Source organism: Gammaproteobacteria bacterium (genome assembly GCA_029862005.1).
Taxonomy (GTDB): domain Bacteria; phylum Pseudomonadota; class Gammaproteobacteria.
In genome coordinates this window covers 1-23,120 of the sequence record JAOTYD010000027.1, presented here as the reverse complement: position 1 = coordinate 23,120, position 23,120 = coordinate 1, and the positions used below count along the sequence as shown (strand labels likewise).

The following is a 23,120-nucleotide window of genomic DNA, read 5'->3' as shown; positions in this document are numbered from 1 at the left end:
AAATCGTCCTGCATGCCACCATCTCAAGGCTCTGGTAGCGTCTCCAGGTATTGGCAATGAAAACAGAAACTCCGCCTCAAGCAGGCATGCGTGGGGCGATCCGCCGCTGGGTGGAAAGTCCACGAATACAAAATGGCATCATGGCCCTGATCGTGATTAACGCGATCGTCCTCGGCCTTGAGACCGTACCCGCAGCCATGGAAAGTTACGGCACATACCTGCTGGCGCTTGATCACCTGATACTGGGCGTCTTCGTCATAGAAATCGGGTTACGCATCTTTGCGCACCGCCTGGGATTTTTTCGCGATGCCTGGAGTATATTTGACTTCAGCGTAGTCGCGATTGCGCTGGTGCCTGCAAGCGGGCCCTTTGCCGTGCTGCGAGCGCTGCGCGTATTACGCGTGCTGCGCCTGCTGACGCTGGTACCGTCGATGCGACGCGTGGTCGGTGCCTTGCTGAACTCGATCCCGGGCCTGGGTTCGATCGCGTTGGTGTTGCTCTTGATTTACTACGTATTCGCGGTGATCGCGACCAAACTATTTGGCCCCACTTTTCCGCAATGGTTCGGCAGTATCGGTGAATCCCTGTTTACGCTGTTCCAGATCATGACGCTGGAAAGCTGGTCGATGGGCATCGTGCGCCCGGTGATGGAGGTACATCCGGCTGCCTGGGTGTTTTTCGTCTGTTTTATCCTGATCGCCACGTTCACGATGCTGAATCTGTTTATCGCCATCATCGTCAACGCGATGCACAGCTTCAGCGAGGAAGAGTCGCAGCAGGCGATGGAGGCGATGAACCAGGCCAGGGACCACATCGAGGCGGACCTGCACCAGGAAATGGCAACGCTACGGCAGGAAATATCGGAACTGAAACTTCTGTTAAAGGCGGTGCCAGAGAAAAGCGGCAATTCAGAATCAGGTTGAGCTACCCTGCCAGGCGCTCGCGGCAACGCGCCTGAAATTCTCCCCGAGCATGCCGCGAATGTCAGCATCACCGTAGCCGGCGTCCGCTAATTTCTCTACCAGGTCCTCCAGTTGTTGCGGTCCAGCGTGTTCGATCCCCCGCGTATCATACTGCTGACCCGCCGGCCAGTAGTCAGGGCGACTGCGCAGAATCACGCCGATATCAACATCCACCCTGGGCGAGTAATCGAAACCAAAGCCGATATGCTCGCAGCCAACCAGGTCGGCGAGGTAATCAATGTGGCGCACCAGGGTTGCATTGCTGATGTCGTTTTCACCGAGAAAGATGCCCATGCCGTTGACTCCGATTACGCCCCCGGTTGCGGCGCAGGCCTTGATCTGATCATCGCTGATATTACGCTGGTGGTCCCAGATGGCCGTTGGGTTGGAATGTGAAAATACGACCGGTTTGCTCGACTCGTGCATGATATCCATCGTGGTGGCATAGCCTGCGTGCGAGCAGTCGACAATCATGCCGACACGGTTCATTTCGCGTACCACTTGCCTGCCAAATTCGGTCAGACCGGTGTCACGGTCATGGCAGCCCCCGGCCGCCGCATTGTTGAGGTTGTATGCGAACAGCATTTGCCGCACGCCAAGCGCGTGGTAGACGCTCACCATGTTGATATCTTCGTTGAGTGCGTTCATACCCTCGATATCGAAACTCACCGCAAATTTATTTTGCTTGCGCGCCCGATCAATATCCGCGGTATTGCCTACCAGTACGATACGATCGGTATGCGCCAACACCCAGTGACGATAGGCGGCCAACGTGGCCAGGGTATCCTGCCAGTCCATGACGTCGAAGCCGACATTGATGCTGAGGTAATTAACCCCGCTGTCCGGCCATTCCTGTAACAGGTTGAGATCGACCTCGAGGCTCGGGAATACGCCGGCATGCGCGTCCCACACCAGCGCGTCGCGGTAGAGTTTTTCAAGCCTCGGTTGCATGACTTTACCTATAAATATACCTGCCCATCGAGGACACGGGTCGCGACGCCGCCCACCTGCAGCCTGTCGATTTCCTGGCCGATCAGCGTAACACGGGATTGTACCGAACTCGGGCGCCCGAGTTCGAGTCCCTGTTCGGCGTTAACCGTGATGATATCGGCGTCCGCTGTCACCATGTCATGCCGTACCAGGTAGCTGGCCAACGTCGCATTGGTCGTTCCCGCGGCGGCGGATTCGCTGACACCGACCGCCGGGCAGAAATCGCGCACGTGAATACTGTTAGCTGAATTTTCGACCTCGCTACAGAATACCGCGATCGTCTCGACGCCGTACGCATGACAGAATTCGATCATGCCGTTGAAGTCAGGCTCAATCGCGCGTATCGCTTCGAGCCCGGTAAGCGGTACCACCAGGTGGATGAAATCACCGCGTGCGGTTTCGAGCGGCAGGTCATTGGCGAGCGCGCTGGCTTCGAGGCCGAGCACTTTAAGCAGGGCGCCGGTATGGGGCGGCGGGGCTTCGAAGCGCGGCGGTATGATATCCAGCATGACCTGGTAACGAGCATCACGGCGCGCGCTCAATTCGACGGTTGCGGTTGATCTGGGCAGGCGTAATTCGACCTCACGCGTTAACTGTTGATCCAGCCGGATGCGCTCCGATTCGAGCAGGTGCGTCAGCAGACAGATCGTGCCATGCCCGCACATCGGCAACTCCATGACGGTCGACATGAACTGGACCTGGATCCAGTCGTCGCCATAGTCGTCAACAAAGGCTGTTGCCGGCATTCCGATCTCGCGTGCAATACGCTGCCGTTCGGCTGATTTAATTGTTTTTGCGTCGGTGATTACCGCCGCCTGGCTACCGCCGAATACGGTCGCAGAAAACGCATCATAGAGCGCGAATGGAAAAGCCTTCATGGCAGGCATCCTTGCGAGGTATCCCGGGCTTTGGCGCTGACAGGTGAGTCATTGTCGTCGACTGAAACCTGTGCCGCAGATCTGTCCATTGGAATCTTTCCTCGGAGTCATCAAGTTGTGACAATTTCACAGCAATCTAAGCAAATTCGTGTAAATTACGAAAGCGTTTTCTAGATTTCGCGCTTGAACGAAGTTTGCACAACTATAATAGTATTGTGAGAAACGCCGAGTATCGTGTATTTTGGCCATTAAATCAGGGGTTTACCTGACGATTTTGTAAGGCATAATAAAGCGATGAGGAATGCAAAGATCCTGAGATTAAACAAGGCCGGAATGCCGATTGACTGGATTTCGCGTGAAGAGGCCGCAACGCTGTTGGTAAAGGACCAGGTGGTCTGGGCGTTGGGTGAGCATGCGTTTGAAATCAGGGGCGGCATCAACCGGCTCGGTCGCCAGTCGGTGCTGTCGTTACCGAGCATTCTGGCGAGCGATGGCAGCATCAAGCTGAACGATTTTGTGCCACCACTGGTCAACAGTTACCTGTTCCGCCGCGATCAATTCCTGTGCATGTATTGCGGGGGCAAGTTCACTGCTGATAATCTCTCACGCGATCACATTCTGCCGGTGTCACGCAACGGTACCGACAGCTGGACCAATGTTGTGACCGCCTGTAAACGCTGTAATCATCGCAAGGCAGATCACACTCCCGAGGAAGCAGGCATGCAGCTGCTTGCGGTTCCGTTCGTACCGAATCGTTACGAATTTTTCTATCTTGCGAACAAGAATATTCTCACCGATCAGATGGATTTCCTGAAAACCCAGTTTTCCAAAAACGGCAGGTGGTCTTAACCGTAGATCGGGAAACGCTCGCATATGGCCAGGACTTTGTTCCGGTCATCCTGAACCTGGTTTTCCGAACCCTGTTCGATGGTTCGCGCAATAATGTCACCGAGTGACTTGAAATCGTCCTGTTGTAAACCACGCGTGGTTGCGGCAGCAACCCCGAGACGCAGCCCTACCCACTCGGAAGGCCGGTTCGAGTCGAATGGAACCGGGTTCTTGTTGGAAGTGAGATTAACCCGGGCGAGCCGGTCCTGAACCATTTGGCCGCTTAGGCCGCGCGCTGAAAAATCGAGTAATACCATGTGCGTATCGGTGCCGCCGCTAACCAGCTTGATGTCGTGACCCGAGAGCGTCTGGCCGAACACCCGCGCATTTTCAACAACCTGCTTTCCGTAGTTTTTGAAAGCATTGCTCAAGGCCTCGCCCAGGCATACCGCCTTGGCGGCGATGACCTGACTGTGCAAGCTACCCTGTACGCCCGGGAAAACTGCCGACTGGAGTTGCCTGGCCCAGGTCGAATCACGCGACAGGATAAGGCCACCGCGCGGTCCACGCATGGTTTTGGTGGTGGTGCAGGTTACGATGTCGGCATGAGGTAACGGGGAAGGATGAACAGCAGCCGCGACCAGTCCGGCAAAGTGTGCCATATCAACCAGGTAAAGGGCGCCGACCGAGTCTGCAATATGACGCATGCGCTCAAAGTCGATGCAGCGCGGATACGCAGACCCGCCGGCAATCAGTAACGCTGGTCGAATCTCCTTCGCCATTTGCGCAACCGATTCGTAGTCAATCAGCCCGGTTTCCCGGTCGACACCATAATGGTGTGCTTCGAACCAGCGGCCCGACTGGTTCGGGCTGGCACCGTGACTGAGGTGGCCACCGGCCGCCAGGTTGAGGCTTAGTATTCGATCACCTGGCTTTACGGTTGCGAAGAATACCGCCTGGTTGGCCTGGGTACCGGAATGCGGCTGTGCGTTGACATAGTCGCAATCAAACAGTTCGCGGGCGCGGTCAATTACTGCCTGCTCGACCACGTCGACAAATTCACCGCCGCCATGAAAACGATTTCCGGGGTAACCCTCGAGTGTTTTATTGGTCATCGGGTGTCCGAGCGCTTCGAGTACCGCGCGGCTGACAATGTTTTCCGATGCAATCAGTTCGATCTGTGTCTGCTGACGTTGCAATTCACCTCTTATGGCATCGCCAATCAGGGGATCCGAATCCGACAGGCTGGTATCAAAAAAGTCAGACATCGATTGCGCTATGGTCGGCCGGTGCGGCCAGTTCGAATATTTCGATATCGTCAGAGTATTCCATGAAGTCATGGACGTGCCTTGGCGGGTGATAAACGAAATCACCCGCCTTCAGCACGAATTCACCTTCACCCTCGTAGTACATTTTTACCCAGCCACGGGTCACATACATGATTTGAAAATCGTAATTATGATAATGCCGACCGGTTGAACCGCCGAGGTCGTTGGCGCGCGTGACCCAGGCGTCGTAAGCGCCATGGGTTGCCTCGCTGAGGCCGAGATTGCGAATCTTGAGCCAGTCGCGGTACCCGTGCATTGGTTCAAAATGCGCGTTCTCGGCACGCGACAGGCAGAATCTGGTTTTCCCCCGGCCAAGCTTATCTCCGTTAGCGCAAATAGTGCAATCTAGCAACTGCAATGAATCTGCGCAACGAGTGCTTTTTTGACTGTTAAAACATGGTGTTATCCTATACTCCCAAGTATTATTCTGAGGCACGAATCACAGGCGCCCAGGAGCCTGCAATCACCGGAACCCGAATGCAAGACATTTTCCACGACATATCAAAATATTACGCCGCCAACATCATCGAAAATGTGCTGGTCATCGGCAAAATTGTTTACCAGGAGGATGGCTACCAGTTTGCCCGTGATGACGTTCAAGGTCCTTTCAACCTGGTGGATCCGGAAGCCGACGTGACTCGCATGGTTCATATCATCGGCGAAATCCACCCGCGCTCGGCGCTGGAAAAGATTTTCGAAGTGGATGTCAATTCCTGCCTTTACCTGAGTGAGAATGAAGAAACCGCTGAAATCGAGGTTCGCTCGATCCACAAGGGTATGGGCACCGCGATTTATTCCAAGCAACAGTGCCCGCTGATCCTATGGAATCCAAGCTACGAAGCGCATCGTTACTTTGACGTGATGGACATACAGAACGTGTTTTCCGAGAGTCGACTGAAAGACAGTTTTACCGCGATCCTTGCCGAGAGTCTGCGTGAGTTCGAATTATTCCCACCGCTGGTCCAATTGAAAAAGTGACACCCGCAGGGTGTCATCCCAGCGCAAGCGGGGTATCGGAAATTAAAAACGCAGTAAGATTCCGATACGTTGGACCGCCGCTTTGCAGCAGGGTCAGGGCAGCAGGATGTTATGCTTGCTTCTTATTGCGACATCGACTGCCGAATCGATATAGTTCGGTTGGTGCCGTGCCAGTATCTCGCGTACTTCCTGGTTAGCCTTCTGCCCGGCATCCTGTGCACCACTCTCTGCCCAGGTCGTCGGCTCGAGGCGGTCTCCCAGTTTGGGATAAAAGTAATCGCGCTCCATCGCCTCCATGGTCTGGGTTTCACCAATGAAGTGACCCGCACCGGTAATCACGTTTTTCATCGCTTCGAAGGCCAGCGTATCCTCGGTTACTTCGACACCGCGAATCATGCGGTAGACATGCGATAACATTTCATTGTCGAGCACGAAGGCCTCGAAGGAAGCGCCCAGTAGGCTGGCCATCATGCCCGATGATTCATAAACCATGTTGGCGCCCGACAAACCGCAGGCGAGTGATGACAGCGCTTTTTCCATGCCCATCTGTGCATCCACGGCTTTTGCATCGGACATGCTCGAAGCAACCCCGGAGGGAACACCGATATGATTGGCCAGCTGTGCTGCACCCGCGTTCAGAATCGAGATTTCGCCGCCGCCGCCACAAAACGCGCCAGTGCGCAGGTCGATGACAAAAGGCCAGTTGGAAAATATCACCGGGTAACCGGGCACGAAGACATTGACCATGACCAGTGCCGCCAGGGTTTCGGCAAACGAGGCAGCGAGCATGCCGTCAATCGTCGCCGGCGAAGTTGCTCCCGACATGGCGGCGACAATTGTGTTAATTGGCATACCGCGGCGGATGCTGGCCAGCGCGACTTCGAAGGCGTCCTCGCCATAACGCATCGGCGAAATGATCGGGCTGATGTGCACCTTGCAAAATGGTTTCTCGGCAAACTTTCCCTCGCCGCCGGCGACCCGGTCAAACATATCGACAATCGGGTCGACGTGCGCGCCCAGCGTAAAGCTGGTGCCAACCGGTTTCTGCGTACCGCGCATCAGGCAGTAGGCGGTATTGAAATCGAGCTCAAAGATGTCCGGGATGTCGGTCGCAACACAGCAGCGGGTAAACCAGGATATGTTGGGCAGGGTATCGACGAGACGGGTAAAATCGAATAGATCCGCCAGTGTCGAGGGGCGATAAACGTGGGTGTCGAGATCCAGCGTTTGCACCGCGGCGCCCCCGGTACCGAAATAGACGCGATCACCGCCGACCTCGAAGCTGTGCTTTTGATCACGTCCGTGGAAAACAAAAGATTTGCAGGCGCCGTCGATTATGTCCTCGACCATGTCCTTTGAAAAGCACAGACGCCCCAGGTCGTTGATAGTGGCGCCACATTTTAGTGCCTGCTCGGTCAGGGCGGGAGGCGAGTCGCCCATGCCGAGCTCGGCCAGCATGCGTAACGAGGTATTATAAATCTGGCTGACCTGGGCTTCGGTTAATGGTCGGTACTGGCCGCCCACCGGGCCCGCCGGCGCGGGATTGATCGCGGGTGGTTTACTGCGCTTGGCCAGCATGGCATCACGGCTGCCACCCCGGCGTCGTTTAGATCTGACAGGTTTACTCATGACTGCACCAGGCGGTTTTCCGGATCATATAGTACCGGGCCCACCACGACAGCATCGTATTTTTCGCCAAGAATGCCAAGACTGAGGCGGGTCCCCACTTCCGCTGCACCGGGATCGACGTAGGCATAGGCAATATTCTTTGCTGTCCGGTGACCATAGCCTCCTGAAGTTACCGATCCGATCTGCTCGGCGCCTACGAATACCGGGTCACCGCCATGGGCGCAGGCAACATCGCAATCGACCGTCATCGATACCAGTAGCTTGCGCGGTCCGCGTTCGATTTGCTCGAGCAAAGCCTGTTTGCCGATAAAGCCGCCCTTGTCCAGCTTGACGAAACGATCGAGTCTCGCCTCGAACGGATCATGTTCATAGATCAGGTCCGCTTTCCAGTGCAGGTAGCCTTTCTCGAGACGCATAGATTCAGTTGCATAGAGCCCGAAGTAACCGAGATCAAATTCCTTCCCGGCCTCGACTATGGTCTGCCACACCAGGTAAAGCTGTTCATTCGGTACGTGCAACTCGTAGGCAAGTTCGCCCGAAAAACTGACGCTCATCGCGGTCACCTCGGCATGACCGATGAACATCTGCCGGCAGCGTAACCAGGGGAAAGCCGTGCTTGACCAGTCGCAACGCGGGGATACCGACTGTAACAGGGCGCGTGACTTCGGTCCCGCAACCACCAAAATAGTGTGGCTACTCGCCATTTCGGTAATCGTTACCGTATCAGGCTTGTATCGATTCAGCCAATCTCGATCGTGCCATTCGGCCGCTGCCGCCGAGCCCCACCAGTAGCGATTCTCGCCCAGTTTTACCAGCGTGGCCTCGCTAAGGATATTGCCTTTTTCGGTGAGCAGGTAACACAGGCCTACCTTGCCGATCCCGGTCGGCAGGCGCCCGCAAATCATTTGATCGAGAAATGCTTCAACGCCATCCCCGCTGATTTCGTAACGGTTGAACCCGGAGACTTCCATGATACTGACCTGCTGTTGCAGGTGCTCGACTTCTGTTGCAACCACTGCCCTGGTCGGCGTAAACCGGTAGCTATGCTCATCGACGAACTCAGCGTCGGGCTTGAAGAATAGTACGCGCTCCCAGCCGTTGACGACACCCCAGGCGCAGTGCATCTGGTCAAGTACCGCGTAGAGCGGGGTGGTGCGAGCGAGACGCGATGCGGGCCGATGCTCGTGCGGCAGGTGGTAGTGGAACTCGTTTTGATAGTCCTCGATAGCTTTCAGGCAGGTATGCTCGGTATTGGCATACTGGGTGAAGCGTCGCGGATCGAGAAACCAGGCGTCCCATTCGCATTCGCCATGCACGATTATTTCGGCAAGCAACTTGCCGTGACCACCGGATTCGCCGATACCCGCGCGTAAGCCGATAGCGCAATAGGCGTTCTCGATGCCCGGTATCGGGCCGATCAACGGTGCACCATCGATGGTGTAGGTTATTGGGCCGTTGATGACCGTATGGATGCCGGCCTCGGTGAGCGCGGGCAGGCGCTCGAAGATCCGCTCCATGTTATCGAGGCAGCGGTCGAGATCGGAAGGGCACAGAGCCTGGGTAAAATCGGGATCGATACCGTCCATACCGAAGGTTTTACAACTTTGCTCGTAGACGCCGATCAGCAACCCCAGCTTTTCCTGGCGGCTGTAAAAATCGTCTCCGGGATCGCGGATGATGGGCACCCGAAAGTCGAGCGCCTCGAGCTCCGGCATCGTATCCGTCAGGAAATACATGTGCTCCATCGACGTGACCGGATGCGTTACCCCGAGCATGTTGCCAACCTCGTTGACGCGATACCCGGTCGCGTTGACGACCTTTTCGCAGGTGATGTCGCCGTGCTTGCTGTGGACGATAAATTCACCACTGGATTTTCGGGTAATGCGCTCCACCGGATTGAAGCGGGAAACCTCGGCACCGGCCTCGCGCGCCTTGCGCGCCAGCGCAAACGTGATTCCGGCCGGGTCAATATCGCCGTCGAGGGGATCCCACCAGGCGCCGAGTAAATCCTGGGTGCTAATCAGGGGATGACGCTTACCGACTTCAGCGGCGTCGATGAACTCCATGTCAACTCCCATGCCAGCTGCCATGCCGACGTAATGACGATAGCTGTCGACCTGGTCGGGCGTATGTGCGAGCCGCATCCCACCGGTAATGTGGTAGGAAATCGGGTTCTCGGGATCGGCGGCGAGTTCACGGTACAGGTCGATACTGTGACGCTTCAGTGCAACCATGGTTTGATTGCCGCCAAACTGGGTGACCTGTGCTGCCGCGTGCCAGGTCGAACCCGAGGTTAACTCGTCGCGCTCGACCAGTACCACGTCGGTCCAGCCCTCGCGTGTTAAATGATACAGGGTTGAACAGCCCGCAATGCCACCGCCAATGACGATCACGCGTGCATGTGATTTTAAGCTGTTGTCTGCCATAGGCCCTGAATCGGAAAATTTCGTTAATGATGCCGATTTGATATTCGTTGACAACCAATAATTAAGCTGCGTGATCTAAATTCCTGGTAGACGACTGTTCCTTCAATGTATCCTGGAGTCGATTTCCCGGGTCCTGGTTCTGGTCGTTTGATGATGTTCGAGTTTTGTAGCGAGACAGTGTTGTAAAAGCGATGTTAAAATTTTAAGGTTAAAAAATACCAATGGCAGGGAGTTCAAACATGAAAAGAACTTTACTCACCTCAGTCGCTCTTGTGTTTTTAAGCGGCGCACAGGCCGATGTGCTGATCACAATCAAGGATGGCAAGGGGCGCACGAGTGCGTTTAGTAGCGATGGCAAGATGGCACGCATCGAAGACAGGCAAATGCCGGGCCACGTCATCATCAATTACCAGAGTGGCGAGTTCTTTATGGTGGATTCGAAACGGAAAGAAATAATGCGGACTGTGATCGAGAGCGGAGGCGTTGCTGACGATAGCTCGACAGTTAGTGTAAGCCTTAATGATAAGGGTGGTGGTCAGAAGATTGCGGGCTACTCGACGCGCAAATATGAAATGAGCGCGAACGGTGAGCGCTGTGGAACGGTTTATGCGTCGAGCAAGTTGCTTCAAAACAAAGATGTACAGGCCATATTCGAGTCGATGCGTAATATGCAACAGTTCTCACGCAACATGACAGGCGGCATGGACGGGATGATGTCGGTCTGCCAGCAGGCCAACATGCAGCTGGCGGATGTTATCGAATCGAGCGGGGCTCCGATGAAGGTAATCGATGAAAACGGCAAGATGGTGTCAGAAGTCCTCGCGGTGGATACGAACAAGAAATTCCCTGCAAATCACTACGACCTGCCCGCCGGCATGAAGGTTGTCGACCTGAGCGAGAGGATGAACCAGGCGACGCAGCAAACCCAGGAAATGATGGAAAACATGCCCGATATGAATGAGCTGATGAAGCAAATACAGCAGGGCGGCGGGCAGATGACCGAGGAAATGCAACAACAGATGGAAAAGTTGCAGAAAATGTTTCAGCAGCAGGGACAACAGTAGCACCCCGGGTAAAAGTTCACGACCGATATCGAATGATGGCGTCAGTCGAATATGGCAGCAGTCTCCTCGTCGATGATGCTGCCAATGATTTCCATGTCTTCGACCGTAAACGTCAGCGGTATGCGCAGGTCGAATGTGGTCGCCAGGACTTCCAGTGTTTGCGGCAATTGCGGGGTATTTTCGAGGTAGCGCCAGCTATCATAACGACTCGTAAAACCCTGCGGTTCAACATTACCGAACCATTTTAATTCCACGCCACGCTGTGCACAGCCGCTGACGAAAGCCGGCACCTGCTCCTGATCAAATTCCGCGATGCGAAACTGCAGCGAACTGCCGACATACGATTCCTGCTCGGGCCTATATGGCAGCTGGATCCGTGAATTTTGCGACAGGCGGTTTTCCAGGCTGCGGTAGCGTTCGTTCCAGCGTGCGCAATTTTGATCAAGGCCAGGTAGCTGCGCGCGTAGAATCGTGGCGCGCAGGTTATCCATGCGCCCACTGTAATTCGGGGTATCGAGCCTGATATCGGCAAACACGTCGGCATCGGGCAGGGTTCCGTGGCGTTCGTACATCATGTAAGAACCGGAGTAGATGATGGCCCGCGCGATGATGTCGTCGTCATCGGTCGTCAATAAACCGCCTTCACCCGAGTTGAGATGCTTGTAGGTCTGGGTGCTGAAGCAGGCAATTTTACCAAAACTACCCGATTTTTTGCCATTCCAGCTTGCGCCCATCGTATGTGCGCTGTCCTCGATCAAGGTTACGCCGTACTTTGTGCAAAGCTCGACCACCGCTACCATGTCGGCTATATGTCCACGCATGTGCGAGATCATGAAGAAACGTGCCTTTGACTGCTGCATCATGGCTTCGAGATGGGCCAGGTCGACACAGTAGTTTTCATCGATTTCGACCAGTAACGGCTTACCACCGGCGTTGTCAATGGCACCCGGTACCGGCGCAAGCGTGAAGGCGTTGCTCAATACCGCCTCGCCTGGTTTAAGGCCCGCCGCCCTCAGGGCGATATGCAGCGAGTAGCCGCCGGAAGTACAGGCAAGGCAGTAGCGTTGACCCATGTAATCGGCATACTCCCGTTCCAGTAGCGCGGTTTCGGAGGTCTCACCCTCGAGCGTGTTGTAACGGTGCAGGCGCCCGCTGCGTAATATCTCGACCGCATGCTCGATACCGGTCTCGGGAATGGCTTCCTGCTGGGTAAACGGTTTTGAAAAGACGGTTTTACTCATTGGCGATTTCAGCTGTACCCCGGTAGATCGAAAATATTCGGATAAGCAAACAACGATACACTGCCACCAGTGTGCAAAAAGACGACGTTTTCATCTTTTTTAAAATGGCCCTTGCGGATCAGATCGATCAATCCGGCAAATCCCTTGCCCGAGTAAACCGGGTCCAGCAAGATACCCTCGTAACTCGCCAGCATCTTGACGGCTTCGACCATCGAGTCGGTGGGCAGACCGTAGCCTTCGCCGACGTAGTCGCTGTTGGCGACAATCTTGTCACGCGCGACCAGGTCCGGGCTCAAACCCATGAATTCGGCGGTACGTAGTGCCAGCGCGTAAACATTGTCTTCCTGTTTTTGTTTTTGCGCGCGCACACTAACACCGTAAACCGGAATACGGCTGTGCATCGCTTCCATTCCGACCACCAGCCCGGCCTGGGTGCCGGCACTGCCGGTGGCATGCACCAGGTGATCAATCCTCAACGAGCGTTCGTTCGCCTGGTGGGTCAATTCGAACGCCGCGTTGACATATCCGAGCGCGCCGATCTCGTTTGACCCGCCCCCGGGAACAATGTAAGGCTCTTTCCCATCATCACGCAGTTGCTGTGCAAGCTGCTCCATTTCCGCATTCATGTCGCTGTCCGCGGGACGAATCGAAATGCTTGCGCCGTGCAGCTGGTCGAGTAAAACATTGCCGTTATGGGCATAGGCCTCGTCACGGTACCCGGTACGATCCTCGAGCAGAATATGACTATCGAAACCGAGCCTGGCCGCGATCGCGCAGGTTTGACGCGCGTGATTCGACTGGGTCGCTCCCTGGGTAATAACCGTATCGGCGCCGCGCTCAACTGCGTCAGCCATCAGGAACTCGAGTTTGCGCGTCTTGTTCCCACCCGATGACAGTCCGGTACAATCGTCGCGCTTGATCCAGATGTTGGGCCCGCCAAGATTTTCGGAGATGCGCTCTAACGGCTCGAGCGGGGTCGGTAAATGGGCAAAATGCAGTCGTGGGAAGTGGGAAAGATGCATGACGGTCTCCAGACATGATGCGTGTTTAATCGGAAATCCGCGATAATAATGTAATGTGCGTTAAAGTTAACCTTTTTTCGGAAGTGGGCTGTTGACTCCAGCATTTTTATTGACGCGCCAGTGGTCTGACGAGCCGGATGGCGTGCGCCTGGACTTCTGGCTTGCAACCGCACAGGGTCCGCTGACGGTGTCGATCCATCAACAACAAGCCCTGTTTTTTATCCGCCAGGCGGATGCCGAGGCGGCGACCGGATTGCTCGGCAATGTACGGGATGTGTCAATCAAACCGCTCGAGCTGAAAACCTTTAGCGGTGAACCGGTCAGCGCGGTTTACCTGTCTTCGCAACAACAACTTTACCGTGCACGCGATCGATTGGAACAAAACGGCATCGCCTGTTACGAGGCGGACATTCGCCCGACCGAGCGCTTCCTGTGCGAGCGTTTCATTACCGCCTCGGTCGAGATTGATGCGGACTACAGCAAGCAGGCACTGCATAACCTGCGTTTACAGCCTGGCCAGTACACACCGGATTTTGAAGTCATGTCGCTCGATATTGAATCCGATTACGAGAGCGATACGCTGTTTTCAATTGCATTTGTAACCGCAAATATTAACCGAGTCCTGATGATTGGTGACGGGGTCAATAATGACCTGATCGAATATGTCGCGGATGAGACCGGCTTGTTGCGACGATGGATCGAATGGGTCGAGACAATCGATCCCGATATCCTGATCGGCTGGAACGTGATCAATTTTGACCTCAGGCTACTACAGAGCAAGTCCCAGGCACTTGGTGTGCCGCTCGACATCGGTCGCGGAGCTTCACCACCGCTGTGGCGGCAGTCACAGGTCGACCGCAACCACTACTTTGTATTGATTCCGGGTCGGGTGGTACTCGATGGCATCGATACGCTGCGCTCGGCGACCTACAACTTTTCCAGTTTTGCGCTGGAATCGGTGGCCCGGGAACTGCTTGGGAGAGGTAAGTTAATTCATGACAAAACTCACTCTGATCCGCTTTATAAGGCGAAAGAAATAAAGCGTCAGTTCAGGCAGGAAAAAGAAACCCTGGCGGCCTACAACCTGGAAGATTGCCAACTGGTCTGGGAAATTTTTGAAAAGCTCGACCTGGTCAATTTTTCGATCGAGCGTGCTAGGCTTACCGGGCTGGAAATGGATCGCGCGGGTGGCTCGGTTGCGGCATTCGACAATCTCTACCTGCCGCGCCTGCACCGCAAGGGCTACATTGCCCCGAATATTGGTGATTACCAGGGGGAATTGAGTGCACCGGGAGGATACGTCATGGATTCGACGCCCGGTTTACAGGATTCGGTACTGGTGCTTGATTATAAAAGCCTATACCCAAGCATTATCCGTACCTTTCGCGTCGATCCCTACGCACGAATCGCAGCAATCCGGGCAGAACCACAAGACGTCATTCCGGGTTACGGCGGTGCCAGTTTTCACAGGCACGAGCATATCCTGCCGCAAATTATCGAAAACCTGTGGGCCGCGCGAGACCAGGCCAAGCACGACGGCAACGCCGCGTTATCGCAGGCGATCAAGATCATCATGAACTCGTTTTACGGCGTGCTCGGAACATCCGGTTGCCGCCTGCACGATTCACGTTTGACCAGTTCGATCACCAAGCGCGGTCACGACATCATCATCCAGACGGTTAAGCTCATCGAGGCGGAAGGTTACGAAGTTATTTATGGAGACACCGATTCGGTTTTTGTTTCCCTAAGCGGCCCACGCGACAATTGCGCCGCGGCTGAAATCGGCAAGCATTTGGTCGATACCATAAACCGGTACTGGCGCGATCATCTGCAGCAGGAGTACGCCATCGAGTCCTGCCTGGAAATGGAGTTCGAAACCCATTTTCGGCAATTTTTCATGCCCACCATGCGCGGTTCGGACCAGGGCAGCAAGAAGCGCTACGCAGGTTTGATCGATGATGAGCAGGGCAACCGCAGAATTATTTACAAGGGCCTGGAAACCGTGCGCACCGACTGGACCGAGCTGGCGCGCGAGTTTCAGCAAACCCTGTACCAGCTAATTTTTGACGGCGAAGAATATAGCGAATATATAAGAAAAACGATCGCGGACCTTTACGATGGCAAATTCGATCATCAACTCGTGTATCGAAAGCGCCTACATAAGAAACTTGGAGAGTACCAGAAGAATATTCCGCCCCATGCGCAGGCTGCGATCAAGGCGGAGGCGGAATTCAAGCAGAAGCAACAACCGTCAAGATATCTCAACCGGAGCTGGGTCGATTACGTGATTACCGTTGCCGGGGCACAGACCCTGGAGTGTCAGAACGCAAGGCTCGACTATGACCACATCGTCGAGAAACAGTTAACACCGATTGCAGACACGATACTCAACGCGATCGGGTCGTCGATGGACGAGATTACGCGCCAGCAGCAGAATCTGTTTTAGAAAATGTCATTCCCGCTGGCACGAGAATGAATCGGCTAATAGTCATCCCGGAATGCGGGTAGCGCATATCCGGGATCAATATAATGATGGCGCAATCCCAAGATTCCGATACGTCGGGCCGCCACCTACGCGACTATGACAACAATGTTTCAGTCACGCAGAAACATCATGTCGCCGCCAGGTGCGGCGGTGTGACAGGCAATACAGCCCGCTGGCTTGCCCTTGGCTACCTTGCCAGCCAGCATCATGCCTGCTGGATTGGTGTCGAGGCTACCGTCCGCCTTGTACTTTGCCCAGAACCAGTCCTTGGTTTCAGGATCGTAGCCGGGGCGTTTCAACATCACGGTAACGGCTTTCAGATACTTCACCGGATCATTCGCGACCGTTGCGATACTGACACCTTCACCCCCGTAGTTGCGCTTGACAATAATGTGGTGCAGCTTTCCATCGAGGGCGATTTGCCCCGAGATGGTATCAAGGATTGCGCCATGTGGGTGTTGGCCGGTGTAGGGTCGTGACATCAGCCCGTCTTTTCCGGCATAACCGGCATCCAGCATGGTCTGCCATAAATTCTTGGCGTAATTGACGTCCTCTTCACCCCCAAAAGGCGCTGCCGCGTTGACGCCCCCTGTTAAAAATACAAGAACTCCCAGGTATAACACTTTCATTGTTTTCATTTGGATTCCCCTTTTTATTTGCACTGTGCCTGAAATTGGACAAGCGTCAGATCAGGAGGTTGCATTGATTTCCGAAAAAATAGAATGATCCCGGAATCGGTCTGGAGGGGTAAAATCCATTGGCCATCGGTTTGGATACGACAGTCATCATCGCCTTGTTCGAGATCCAGCAGAATCACGCTGCGATCACGGTCGCTGAGCAGCAGGTATCCGGGCTGCGAAGGATGCATGGCCAAGTCCCGGGCGACGACCGATTTGCGTGAGCTGAATCCAAGTTTTTCACGGTCAAAAGCGCTCAGCGTTCCGTCTCGATGACTGCGATAAATACGATTGCCGTCATGATGCAGATCCATGGGTTGCGAATCGCCTTCCAGCACGGCTTCGATTGCTTCATTTAGTGCGTCGATGACAAGCGTGCTACCGTCAAATAGATTGACCGCAATTCGGTTGTTGCCGAGATCGATTGGGCTGAAGACCGATTCCTGGGTTGTTTCAATTTCCTTTTCGAGACGACCTTCGGTTGCCGATAGCGCGTAAATCCTGTGGGCTTGCCCCCCGGCCCAAAGCCGGGTCGTCGCTTCGTTAACAACCGGCGAATAAATCCACCCCGGAAACTGGCTGCGCCAGATGATTTGCCCGTGATCGGGATCGATCGCGTAGAGATCACCATGCAGACTCCCGGCAAAGGCCCAGGTGGAGACACTCGGTGTGAACAGCGTGTACTGCTGCTCGAGGTGCCAGGCAATCCGACCAGTTGCGAGTTCAAGTGCATACAAGCCTTGCGTGCTTCCGACCAGCAGCAAGGTTTCATAAATAACGGGTTCGAATGTCTCTACACCAACCAGGCTTGACCATAGTGGCTCGGGCTGTTTTTGATCAAACCTGTAAATACCCTGGTGTGAAACATAAATCGAGTCGCCGATCAGTAGCGGATTGACGGGGTATGCCGACTGTGCCGATTGCAGCGCTATCAACAGGCAGGTAGCCAGTAATACCCGGGCAGCGCGCTTGTTCATGGCACGAGTATCAGTCTTTTACCTTGCGCGGCTGCAGTTCATCATATTGCGGCAGATCCTCCACCGCTGCGCGCCAGGATGCTCGATCTTTCCAGAATATGTTCTGCGTGGGTTTGATTCCGGGATCTTCATCCAGGGTGCCTGCCGGGATGATCATCGCGGTACCGCTTTGCGAAAGCCAGGGTAAGGAGGAACCGCATTGCTTACAGAAACAGGTTGCAAAATGCCGGGCCTCCGGGTGTTCGAAGCGACCGACCAACTCTTCTCCACTCAACCATTCGAACTGTTTCGGGTCGACGATGATGTTACTGGCGTGGGCACTGCCGGTGAATTTGCGACAGCGCGAACAGTGGCAGTACTGAAAGATGTATTCAGGACCTTGAAACTGGTAGGTGACGGCCTGGCACAGGCAGCTACCCCTGGTGGGTTTATTCATGGTTGTCCTCTCCGGGTTGCCTGAAGTTTAGCCCAGTCCCTATTCGGGCAGCAAATCAGGCGCCAGCAAGGCGACAATCTCGCGCAGGGTTTCATCGGCCAGGTTTCGCCTGAAAAGATCGTCGTCGACGACATCGAAACTGCCCGAGCGAATCGCCAGGAAACTGGTGTCAGTTTTAATGTCGACAAACTCGATCAGTTTAATTTTCGAGATGCACTGACGCAGAAATCCGAGATTGTTTTCCACTTCTAACAGTTCGGCCGATGCTGCAACCTGTTCCGGGTTGGTTGCGAGCACGTTGATGCGTTGGTAACGCTCGATGTCGATCAGGGGGCGAACCCGGTAGATCTGCATTTGCCCCTGGGTGCCGCGGGCGATGAGTTCAGGGTAGGTGCCCTTGGCGACACTGTTGTCGAGAAACTCGAAAAAGTATCTTGGCTTATCGTTGGCCAGCCATTTGAACAGGAGTTTGGGCATGCCAGCGTAGGCCTCGATGCAGTGGCCGAGAAAATCCTCTACTGCCTTGTAGCGTCCGCGTACCAGCCCGCGTTCCCAACCGCGTTCGACGGTGGCCTCGGGCGGCGTTACGATAAAATACATATACATGGTGTCAATGTAACGCACGTAGGTCTTGTGCAGGACGCGGGTAATTTTTTCGCTGGCGAAGCTATCGAAGCGAAACCGGTCCACCATCAGGTGCGGAATCGAATGCTTTTGGTCGGCCTTGGCCCGGATGTAGTGATCGAGCTTGGTATCGATAATGTTGATTTCATGGCTGGTAAACCGGCCGGCGTACTTGTAGCTCTCACCGAGAGCATCGTAATCGAGCAGCATACGACGCCAGATATCCGGGCTGATCGTGCCATAGCCGTGATCCTCGATACCGAGATCGGTCATCATCTGGCTCAACATCGGGCGTAACGAACTCTTGCCGGCGGCGGAAGCCCCCTTGAGGCTGATCAGTATCGGTTTCTCGGCATCCGCGATGCGCTCGTAGCCTTCGGCGGCGATGGCCTCGTCTACCAGTTTGCCGACCTTGTTGCCGATCTCACGGCTGCCGAGGTAATTACAGGCATGCCGGACACAGATATTTTTCAGGTAATCCGGATCGTTACCAACAAATCCGCGGGTCGTCGCTATCGACCCCAGAACCCGGTACAGGCTTCGATAAACAGCCCGCGAAAATTTGTCGTCGGCATTGAGACCGCGTTGCTTGTAACTATTAATTAACTCGAATTCACGTTCCTGCCTGCTTTGCGGAGCAGCTGCAGGCCGCTTCGGACTGGCACCCCGCAACCGCGACCAGAAGGAAGATTTCGCACTAACCGTGGGTGTCTGTGGTGCCAGTGCCCGCTCCAGTTCCAGCTGGGTAATATCCTCGATCCGGGTCCACATGGTTTCAAATCCATGCTCAATCTGCATCAGGTTGGGGATGACATACTTGCTGAAAATCTTGCGCGCGATGGTGCGAAAATTGATACCGAGATCTTCTTCGTACTCGCCTTCGAGTACCACGATGTCTGCAGTAATACGCACGATCAGCTCATGCAAAACCAGCCGATGTGGGCGGAAGCTGATCAGTTCTTCCGGGCTTAGCCCGGTTTCCGCCACGAGTTCATTAACTTCGGCCAGGGTGGTGAAAACGTTCGCGGAATTGTAAATCGTTTCGAGCTCACGATAGGCGGGCGGTATTTCCGATTCAATCCCCGGATTCCATGCTGAATGGCTTTCCTGATTCTTCATCCTGTATTTGTCTTTTCAAGCGCGATAAATATCTGCGCGCGGCGATATCTGCACGGCTGCCGATACAAGTCATGCGAGCATAAACGGATTGAACGATGTTGTGTATTAAGTTTTATCACGGGTTATCATCAGAATAATTCTACTCGGTAATCCAGTGAACCATAGAGAAACATGAAGCATGGAGTCAAACTTGAAACGCTGAGCTGGATAGAGGCGGAGCAATGGTTTGAGAGCAATCCCGTTGTCGTGATACCCCTCGGTGCGGCAGCGAAAGAACATGGACCACATTTGCCGCTTAACAATGATGCCATCATTGCAACCTGGCTGGCTGAAGAAATCAGGCAACGGTTACCGGTGGTCATCGCGCCGTTGATCAATGCATCTTTTTATCCCGCGTTTATCGAGTATCCGGGGTCCATCAGTTTGCGCCGCGAAACCGCGCGCGATGTTATCGTTGACACCTGCACCAGCCTGGCTGGTTTTGGACTGTCGCGTTTTTATGTCGTTAATACCGGCTTGTCGACGCTGCAGCCGCTCGCCGAGGCCAGACGAATGCTGGATCGAGACGTTATCCTCGAATACCTGAGCCTCGATGAAGCCTTGCAATCGCTGCCCGCCGGTTTACTCGAGCAACAATACGGATCGCATGCCGACGAACACGAAACTTCGCTAATGCTGCATATTGCGCCCGATGTTGTGAATATGAGCCTTGCAGTCGATGATGGTGCCGAGGGCGAGGGCCGCCTAACCCGCAACAAGGGGCAAGGCTTGTGGTCGCGTTCGGGTGTATTTGGCCAGGCGACCCTGGCCACGCCTGCCAAAGGGCAGGTGATAGCGCAGGTTTTACTCGATCATGCTCTGGAACAAATTGATGGTCTAGGGGATTAGATATTCTTTACGCGATAAAAAATTTTTTCTCATCCTACGCTTTAGTTATGTCGCATCGCATGGTACAGGTATGGATACATCCGGGCAGTCTAGTTCAATCCCGGGTTGGCTTGCTAGCGTCGGGCAGATAAATTCTCAGCTGGCTGGAATTTCGCGGCCGCGCTGCTCGATATAGTCCAGTAACGCTTCGTCAAGTGCTTCATCGAGCGGTGGGAGTTCGTATTTTTGCAGCCACTGTTTTGCCTTGCGCACCCCGACTGCCTCGCTGTCGAGTCGACCGTCGGCGTCCCATTGCTCGTAGGAATTATTGTGCTGTGAATCGAAGATGAAAAGATTGCTGTTGAGCGTGTGCGTTTCACCGAGGAAGTGCCCGCCGGGCCCAACCCGTTTGGTGGCTTCGAAAACCTCCTCGATATCGCTGAAATCCGGGCCCTGCAGGAAATGATAAAAGGCATCTAGCTGTTCGAAATCGATCATGGTCTTGCCGTAGCCGACGGTTAGGGCGCCTTCCAGCATGCCGCCCGCCATCGTCAACCAGTTGGCATCGGACAGCATGCTCGGAAACAGCCCCCACATCGAATCGTAAGCTGCCTGCATGTCGCCTGATTTCGATGTCGCAACATTCAGAATCGCGCGGTGTGGCAGCTTGTAGTAACGCGCCATCGAACTCGACAGGAACTGCACCATCGCCGAGTCCGGCGAACCGTGCACCGGCGCACCGCTATTGAGTGCAACCGTCATCGCGGGCACCCCGAACAGCATGGGCGCGCCGGGGCGAATAATCTGCGTCATCGCCATTGCCATCAGCGCCTCGGCGAGCACCACGCCGACCGTGCCGACATTGCTGGCCGGTGTGCTCGCGGCTGCCATCGAAAACGGCGAACACATGACCGCCTGGTTATTCATCGCGTAAACCTTGAGTGCGTCGAGCATGGTTTCGTCCCATACCAGCGGGGAATTGGCGTTGATCAACGAGGTGGTGACGGTGTTGTTGGTCGCAAATTCTTCGCCGAAGACGAGCTTCATCATGTCGACCGTATCCTCGGCCCGCTCACGCGCGGTCACGTTGCCGATGATCGGTTTGTCGGAGTATTTGAGGCCGCTGTAAGCCATGTGCATATGCCGGTGCGGCACCGGGATGTCGACCGGTTCGACGATAGTGCCGCCGGCGATATGCACGGTCGACGCCATGTGGTTGAGTTTTTGCAGGTTGTTGAGATCTTCCAGCGTCGCGTAGCGGCGCTCACCTTCCATGTCGCGCACGAAAGGTGCGCCGTAAGAGGGCGACACCACCGCATGCCCGTCACCGACGCGCACCGAACGTTCAGGGTTGCGCGCATGATGGACGTAAGACGACGGTATCTTGCCGATCAGCTCGAGCAGTTCCGCGCGCCCGATCCTGACTCGCTCAGCGTCGATCTCGGCACCGGTCTGGCGCCAGTAGTCGAGCGATTCCGGGTCCTGGAAGTCACAACCGATCTGCTCGACGACGCGCATTGCAAAATCATGAATCAGCTCAACACCTTCCTGGTTGGTAACTTCCATGATCGGGATGCCGCGCTTGATTTCCGGATGATGCACGATCGCGGCACTGGCTACTGCGGCTCTCCGTGCCGCGCTGCCACCCTGTCTTCTGCGCCGGGTTGCCATCGTCTTACAGGGCCATGCCGATCTTGCGGCCATCGTGAAACGCGTAAGGAGCCTGGCGTGGAGCAGCGGCATCGCCAATCACGTGAAAACGAACCTCGGTTTCGCTTAACGCGAGCTCAACGTCGTTGTAAACCACGTTAGTGGTGGCGGTGACGATTGCCGATGCCTCGATGCTCGACGTCGAGCCGTCAAGCAGCGAACGGATTTCAGCACGGTCGCCATGCCAGTGTTCGATGACCGATTCGAGTATAAAATTTGCACCCAGCCTGGCGAGATTTTGGCGAATCGGCGAATCCGAAGTGGTGCGCGCTAGCTCCTGCCCAATCATCGGATCGGGAGTAACGATGCTAATCTCGTGACCCTTGTCGGCCAGGTACCAGGCGGTGCCGGTACCACGCCAGTTACCGCCCTCGTCGAGCACGATGACCGATTTGCCGAGCTCGGCCTGGTCGCGGTAGACTTCTTCGCAGGCATATACCTTGCCGTTACTTAGACCCGGCAACTCGTCGGCCTCGGGTAACCAGCGTTGTTTTGCGAGCCCATCGGGCATCGAACCGGTGGCCAGCACGACATCATCGGCACCGAACTCGATGATGTCCTGTTCATCCATGGGTGAAAAGTAACGCACCTCGACACCGAGTTGCTCAAACTGACGCAGATACCAACCCATTAGTTCGGTGATCTGGCCGCGGCGGGGGGCGAGCCCGGCTAACCGGAACTGCCCGCCAAGATCCCCCAGCGCCTCGCACAGGGTGACATGGTGGCCGCGCTCGGCGGCAACCCGTGCCGCTTCCATGCCAGCGGGCCCACCACCGACAACGAGTATCTTTTTAACCGCATCGGTTTTATCAAAGCGGTCACCACCCCATTCGAACTCGCGTCCGGCGGAGGGATTGACCAGGCGGATATCCAGTAGTC

General features: G+C 55.1%; 20 protein-coding genes. 6 read left to right on the top strand and 14 right to left on the bottom strand.

Annotated elements, in window-relative coordinates; all coding sequences use genetic code 11:
- The first annotated feature begins 56 nt into the window (after nucleotides 1-56).
- Nucleotides 57-923 (top strand): ion transporter, encoded by an 867-nt coding sequence (locus OES20_14680; GenBank protein MDH3635944.1) that lies wholly within the window; start codon nucleotides 57-59, stop codon nucleotides 921-923.
- Here the strand turns inward: OES20_14680 and OES20_14675 are convergent.
- Nucleotides 915-1,913 carry a dipeptidase gene (locus tag OES20_14675; GenBank protein MDH3635943.1) on the bottom strand — a complete coding sequence of 333 codons (999 nt, stop codon included), beginning with the start codon at nucleotides 1,911-1,913 and terminating at the stop codon, nucleotides 915-917. The genes OES20_14680 and OES20_14675 overlap by 9 nt on opposite strands.
- 8 nt (nucleotides 1,914-1,921) lie before the next feature.
- Nucleotides 1,922-2,830, bottom strand: a complete 909-nt coding sequence (locus OES20_14670) for a PhzF family phenazine biosynthesis protein (GenBank protein MDH3635942.1) — start codon at nucleotides 2,828-2,830, stop codon at nucleotides 1,922-1,924.
- 294 nt (nucleotides 2,831-3,124) lie between these two features.
- Here OES20_14670 and OES20_14665 point away from each other — a divergent pair, with 294 nt between their 5' ends.
- Nucleotides 3,125-3,679: an HNH endonuclease gene (locus tag OES20_14665; GenBank protein MDH3635941.1), complete on the top strand. Its 555-nt coding sequence runs from the start codon at nucleotides 3,125-3,127 to the stop codon at nucleotides 3,677-3,679.
- Here OES20_14665 and OES20_14660 read toward each other — a convergent pair.
- Together OES20_14660 and OES20_14655 are read right to left on the bottom strand one after the other, a co-directional pair.
- A complete protein-coding gene (locus tag OES20_14660; protein ID MDH3635940.1) occupies nucleotides 3,676-4,926 on the bottom strand; it encodes a serine hydroxymethyltransferase in 1,251 nt (416 codons plus the stop codon). The genes OES20_14665 and OES20_14660 overlap by 4 nt on opposite strands.
- On the bottom strand, nucleotides 4,919-5,242 hold the full coding sequence (locus OES20_14655) for a cupin domain-containing protein (protein MDH3635939.1): 324 nt from the start codon (nucleotides 5,240-5,242) through the stop codon (nucleotides 4,919-4,921). Before OES20_14655 ends, OES20_14660 begins: the two co-directional genes overlap by 8 nt.
- 221 nt (nucleotides 5,243-5,463) lie before the next feature.
- On the opposite strand from OES20_14655, the gene OES20_14650 reads away from it, so the two are divergent.
- Nucleotides 5,464-5,964, top strand: coding sequence for a hypothetical protein (locus OES20_14650; GenBank protein MDH3635938.1), 501 nt, complete (start codon nucleotides 5,464-5,466; stop codon nucleotides 5,962-5,964).
- Between the two features lie 93 nt (nucleotides 5,965-6,057).
- Here OES20_14650 and OES20_14645 read toward each other — a convergent pair whose 3' ends face one another.
- Together OES20_14645 and OES20_14640 are read right to left on the bottom strand one after the other, a co-directional pair.
- On the bottom strand, nucleotides 6,058-7,593 hold the full coding sequence (locus OES20_14645; GenBank protein MDH3635937.1) for a trimethylamine methyltransferase family protein: 1,536 nt from the start codon (nucleotides 7,591-7,593) through the stop codon (nucleotides 6,058-6,060).
- Nucleotides 7,590-10,019 (bottom strand): FAD-dependent oxidoreductase, encoded by a 2,430-nt coding sequence (locus OES20_14640; protein ID MDH3635936.1) that lies wholly within the window; start codon nucleotides 10,017-10,019, stop codon nucleotides 7,590-7,592. The genes OES20_14645 and OES20_14640 overlap by 4 nt, the downstream gene beginning before the upstream one ends.
- Nucleotides 10,020-10,258: 239 nt before the next feature.
- On the opposite strand from OES20_14640, the gene OES20_14635 reads away from it, so the two are divergent.
- On the top strand, nucleotides 10,259-11,083 hold the full coding sequence (locus tag OES20_14635) for a hypothetical protein (protein MDH3635935.1): 825 nt from the start codon (nucleotides 10,259-10,261) through the stop codon (nucleotides 11,081-11,083).
- Between the two features lie 41 nt (nucleotides 11,084-11,124).
- Here the strand turns inward: OES20_14635 and OES20_14630 are convergent, their stop codons facing one another.
- Nucleotides 11,125-12,324, bottom strand: a complete 1,200-nt coding sequence (locus tag OES20_14630) for an aminotransferase class I/II-fold pyridoxal phosphate-dependent enzyme (GenBank protein MDH3635934.1) — start codon at nucleotides 12,322-12,324, stop codon at nucleotides 11,125-11,127.
- 8 nt (nucleotides 12,325-12,332) lie between these two features.
- Nucleotides 12,333-13,346, bottom strand: coding sequence for a D-cysteine desulfhydrase (locus tag OES20_14625; GenBank protein ID MDH3635933.1), 1,014 nt, complete (start codon nucleotides 13,344-13,346; stop codon nucleotides 12,333-12,335).
- Nucleotides 13,347-13,437: 91 nt separating this feature from the next.
- Here OES20_14625 and OES20_14620 point away from each other — a divergent pair, with 91 nt between their 5' ends.
- Nucleotides 13,438-15,792, top strand: coding sequence for a DNA polymerase II (locus OES20_14620; protein ID MDH3635932.1), 2,355 nt, complete (start codon nucleotides 13,438-13,440; stop codon nucleotides 15,790-15,792).
- A gap of 149 nt (nucleotides 15,793-15,941) precedes the next feature.
- On the opposite strand, the gene OES20_14615 is transcribed toward OES20_14620, so the two are convergent.
- The 4 genes from OES20_14615 to OES20_14600 are packed head-to-tail and all read right to left on the bottom strand — an operon-like array spanning nucleotide 15,942 to nucleotide 19,664.
- On the bottom strand, nucleotides 15,942-16,469 hold the full coding sequence (locus OES20_14615) for a cytochrome P460 family protein (protein ID MDH3635931.1): 528 nt from the start codon (nucleotides 16,467-16,469) through the stop codon (nucleotides 15,942-15,944).
- A 14-nt stretch (nucleotides 16,470-16,483) separates the two neighbouring features.
- Nucleotides 16,484-17,485 carry a PQQ-like beta-propeller repeat protein gene (locus tag OES20_14610; GenBank protein ID MDH3635930.1) on the bottom strand — a complete coding sequence of 334 codons (1,002 nt, stop codon included), beginning with the start codon at nucleotides 17,483-17,485 and terminating at the stop codon, nucleotides 16,484-16,486.
- 10 nt (nucleotides 17,486-17,495) lie between these two features.
- Complete coding sequence (locus OES20_14605; GenBank protein MDH3635929.1) at nucleotides 17,496-17,921, bottom strand: GFA family protein; 426 nt, start codon at nucleotides 17,919-17,921, stop codon at nucleotides 17,496-17,498.
- A gap of 39 nt (nucleotides 17,922-17,960) precedes the next feature.
- Nucleotides 17,961-19,664, bottom strand: coding sequence for a zeta toxin family protein (locus tag OES20_14600; GenBank protein ID MDH3635928.1), 1,704 nt, complete (start codon nucleotides 19,662-19,664; stop codon nucleotides 17,961-17,963).
- A 171-nt stretch (nucleotides 19,665-19,835) separates the two neighbouring features.
- On the opposite strand from OES20_14600, the gene OES20_14595 reads away from it, so the two are divergent.
- Complete coding sequence (locus tag OES20_14595; GenBank protein MDH3635927.1) at nucleotides 19,836-20,552, top strand: creatininase family protein; 717 nt, start codon at nucleotides 19,836-19,838, stop codon at nucleotides 20,550-20,552.
- A gap of 135 nt (nucleotides 20,553-20,687) precedes the next feature.
- Here OES20_14595 and OES20_14590 read toward each other — a convergent pair whose 3' ends face one another.
- Both OES20_14590 and OES20_14585 read right to left on the bottom strand, forming a co-directional pair.
- Complete coding sequence (locus OES20_14590; protein ID MDH3635926.1) at nucleotides 20,688-22,274, bottom strand: trimethylamine methyltransferase family protein; 1,587 nt, start codon at nucleotides 22,272-22,274, stop codon at nucleotides 20,688-20,690.
- On the bottom strand, nucleotides 22,207-23,120 hold a 914-nt coding region (locus tag OES20_14585; GenBank protein MDH3635925.1), incomplete at its 5' end, for an FAD-dependent oxidoreductase. The genes OES20_14585 and OES20_14590, both read right to left, overlap by 68 nt.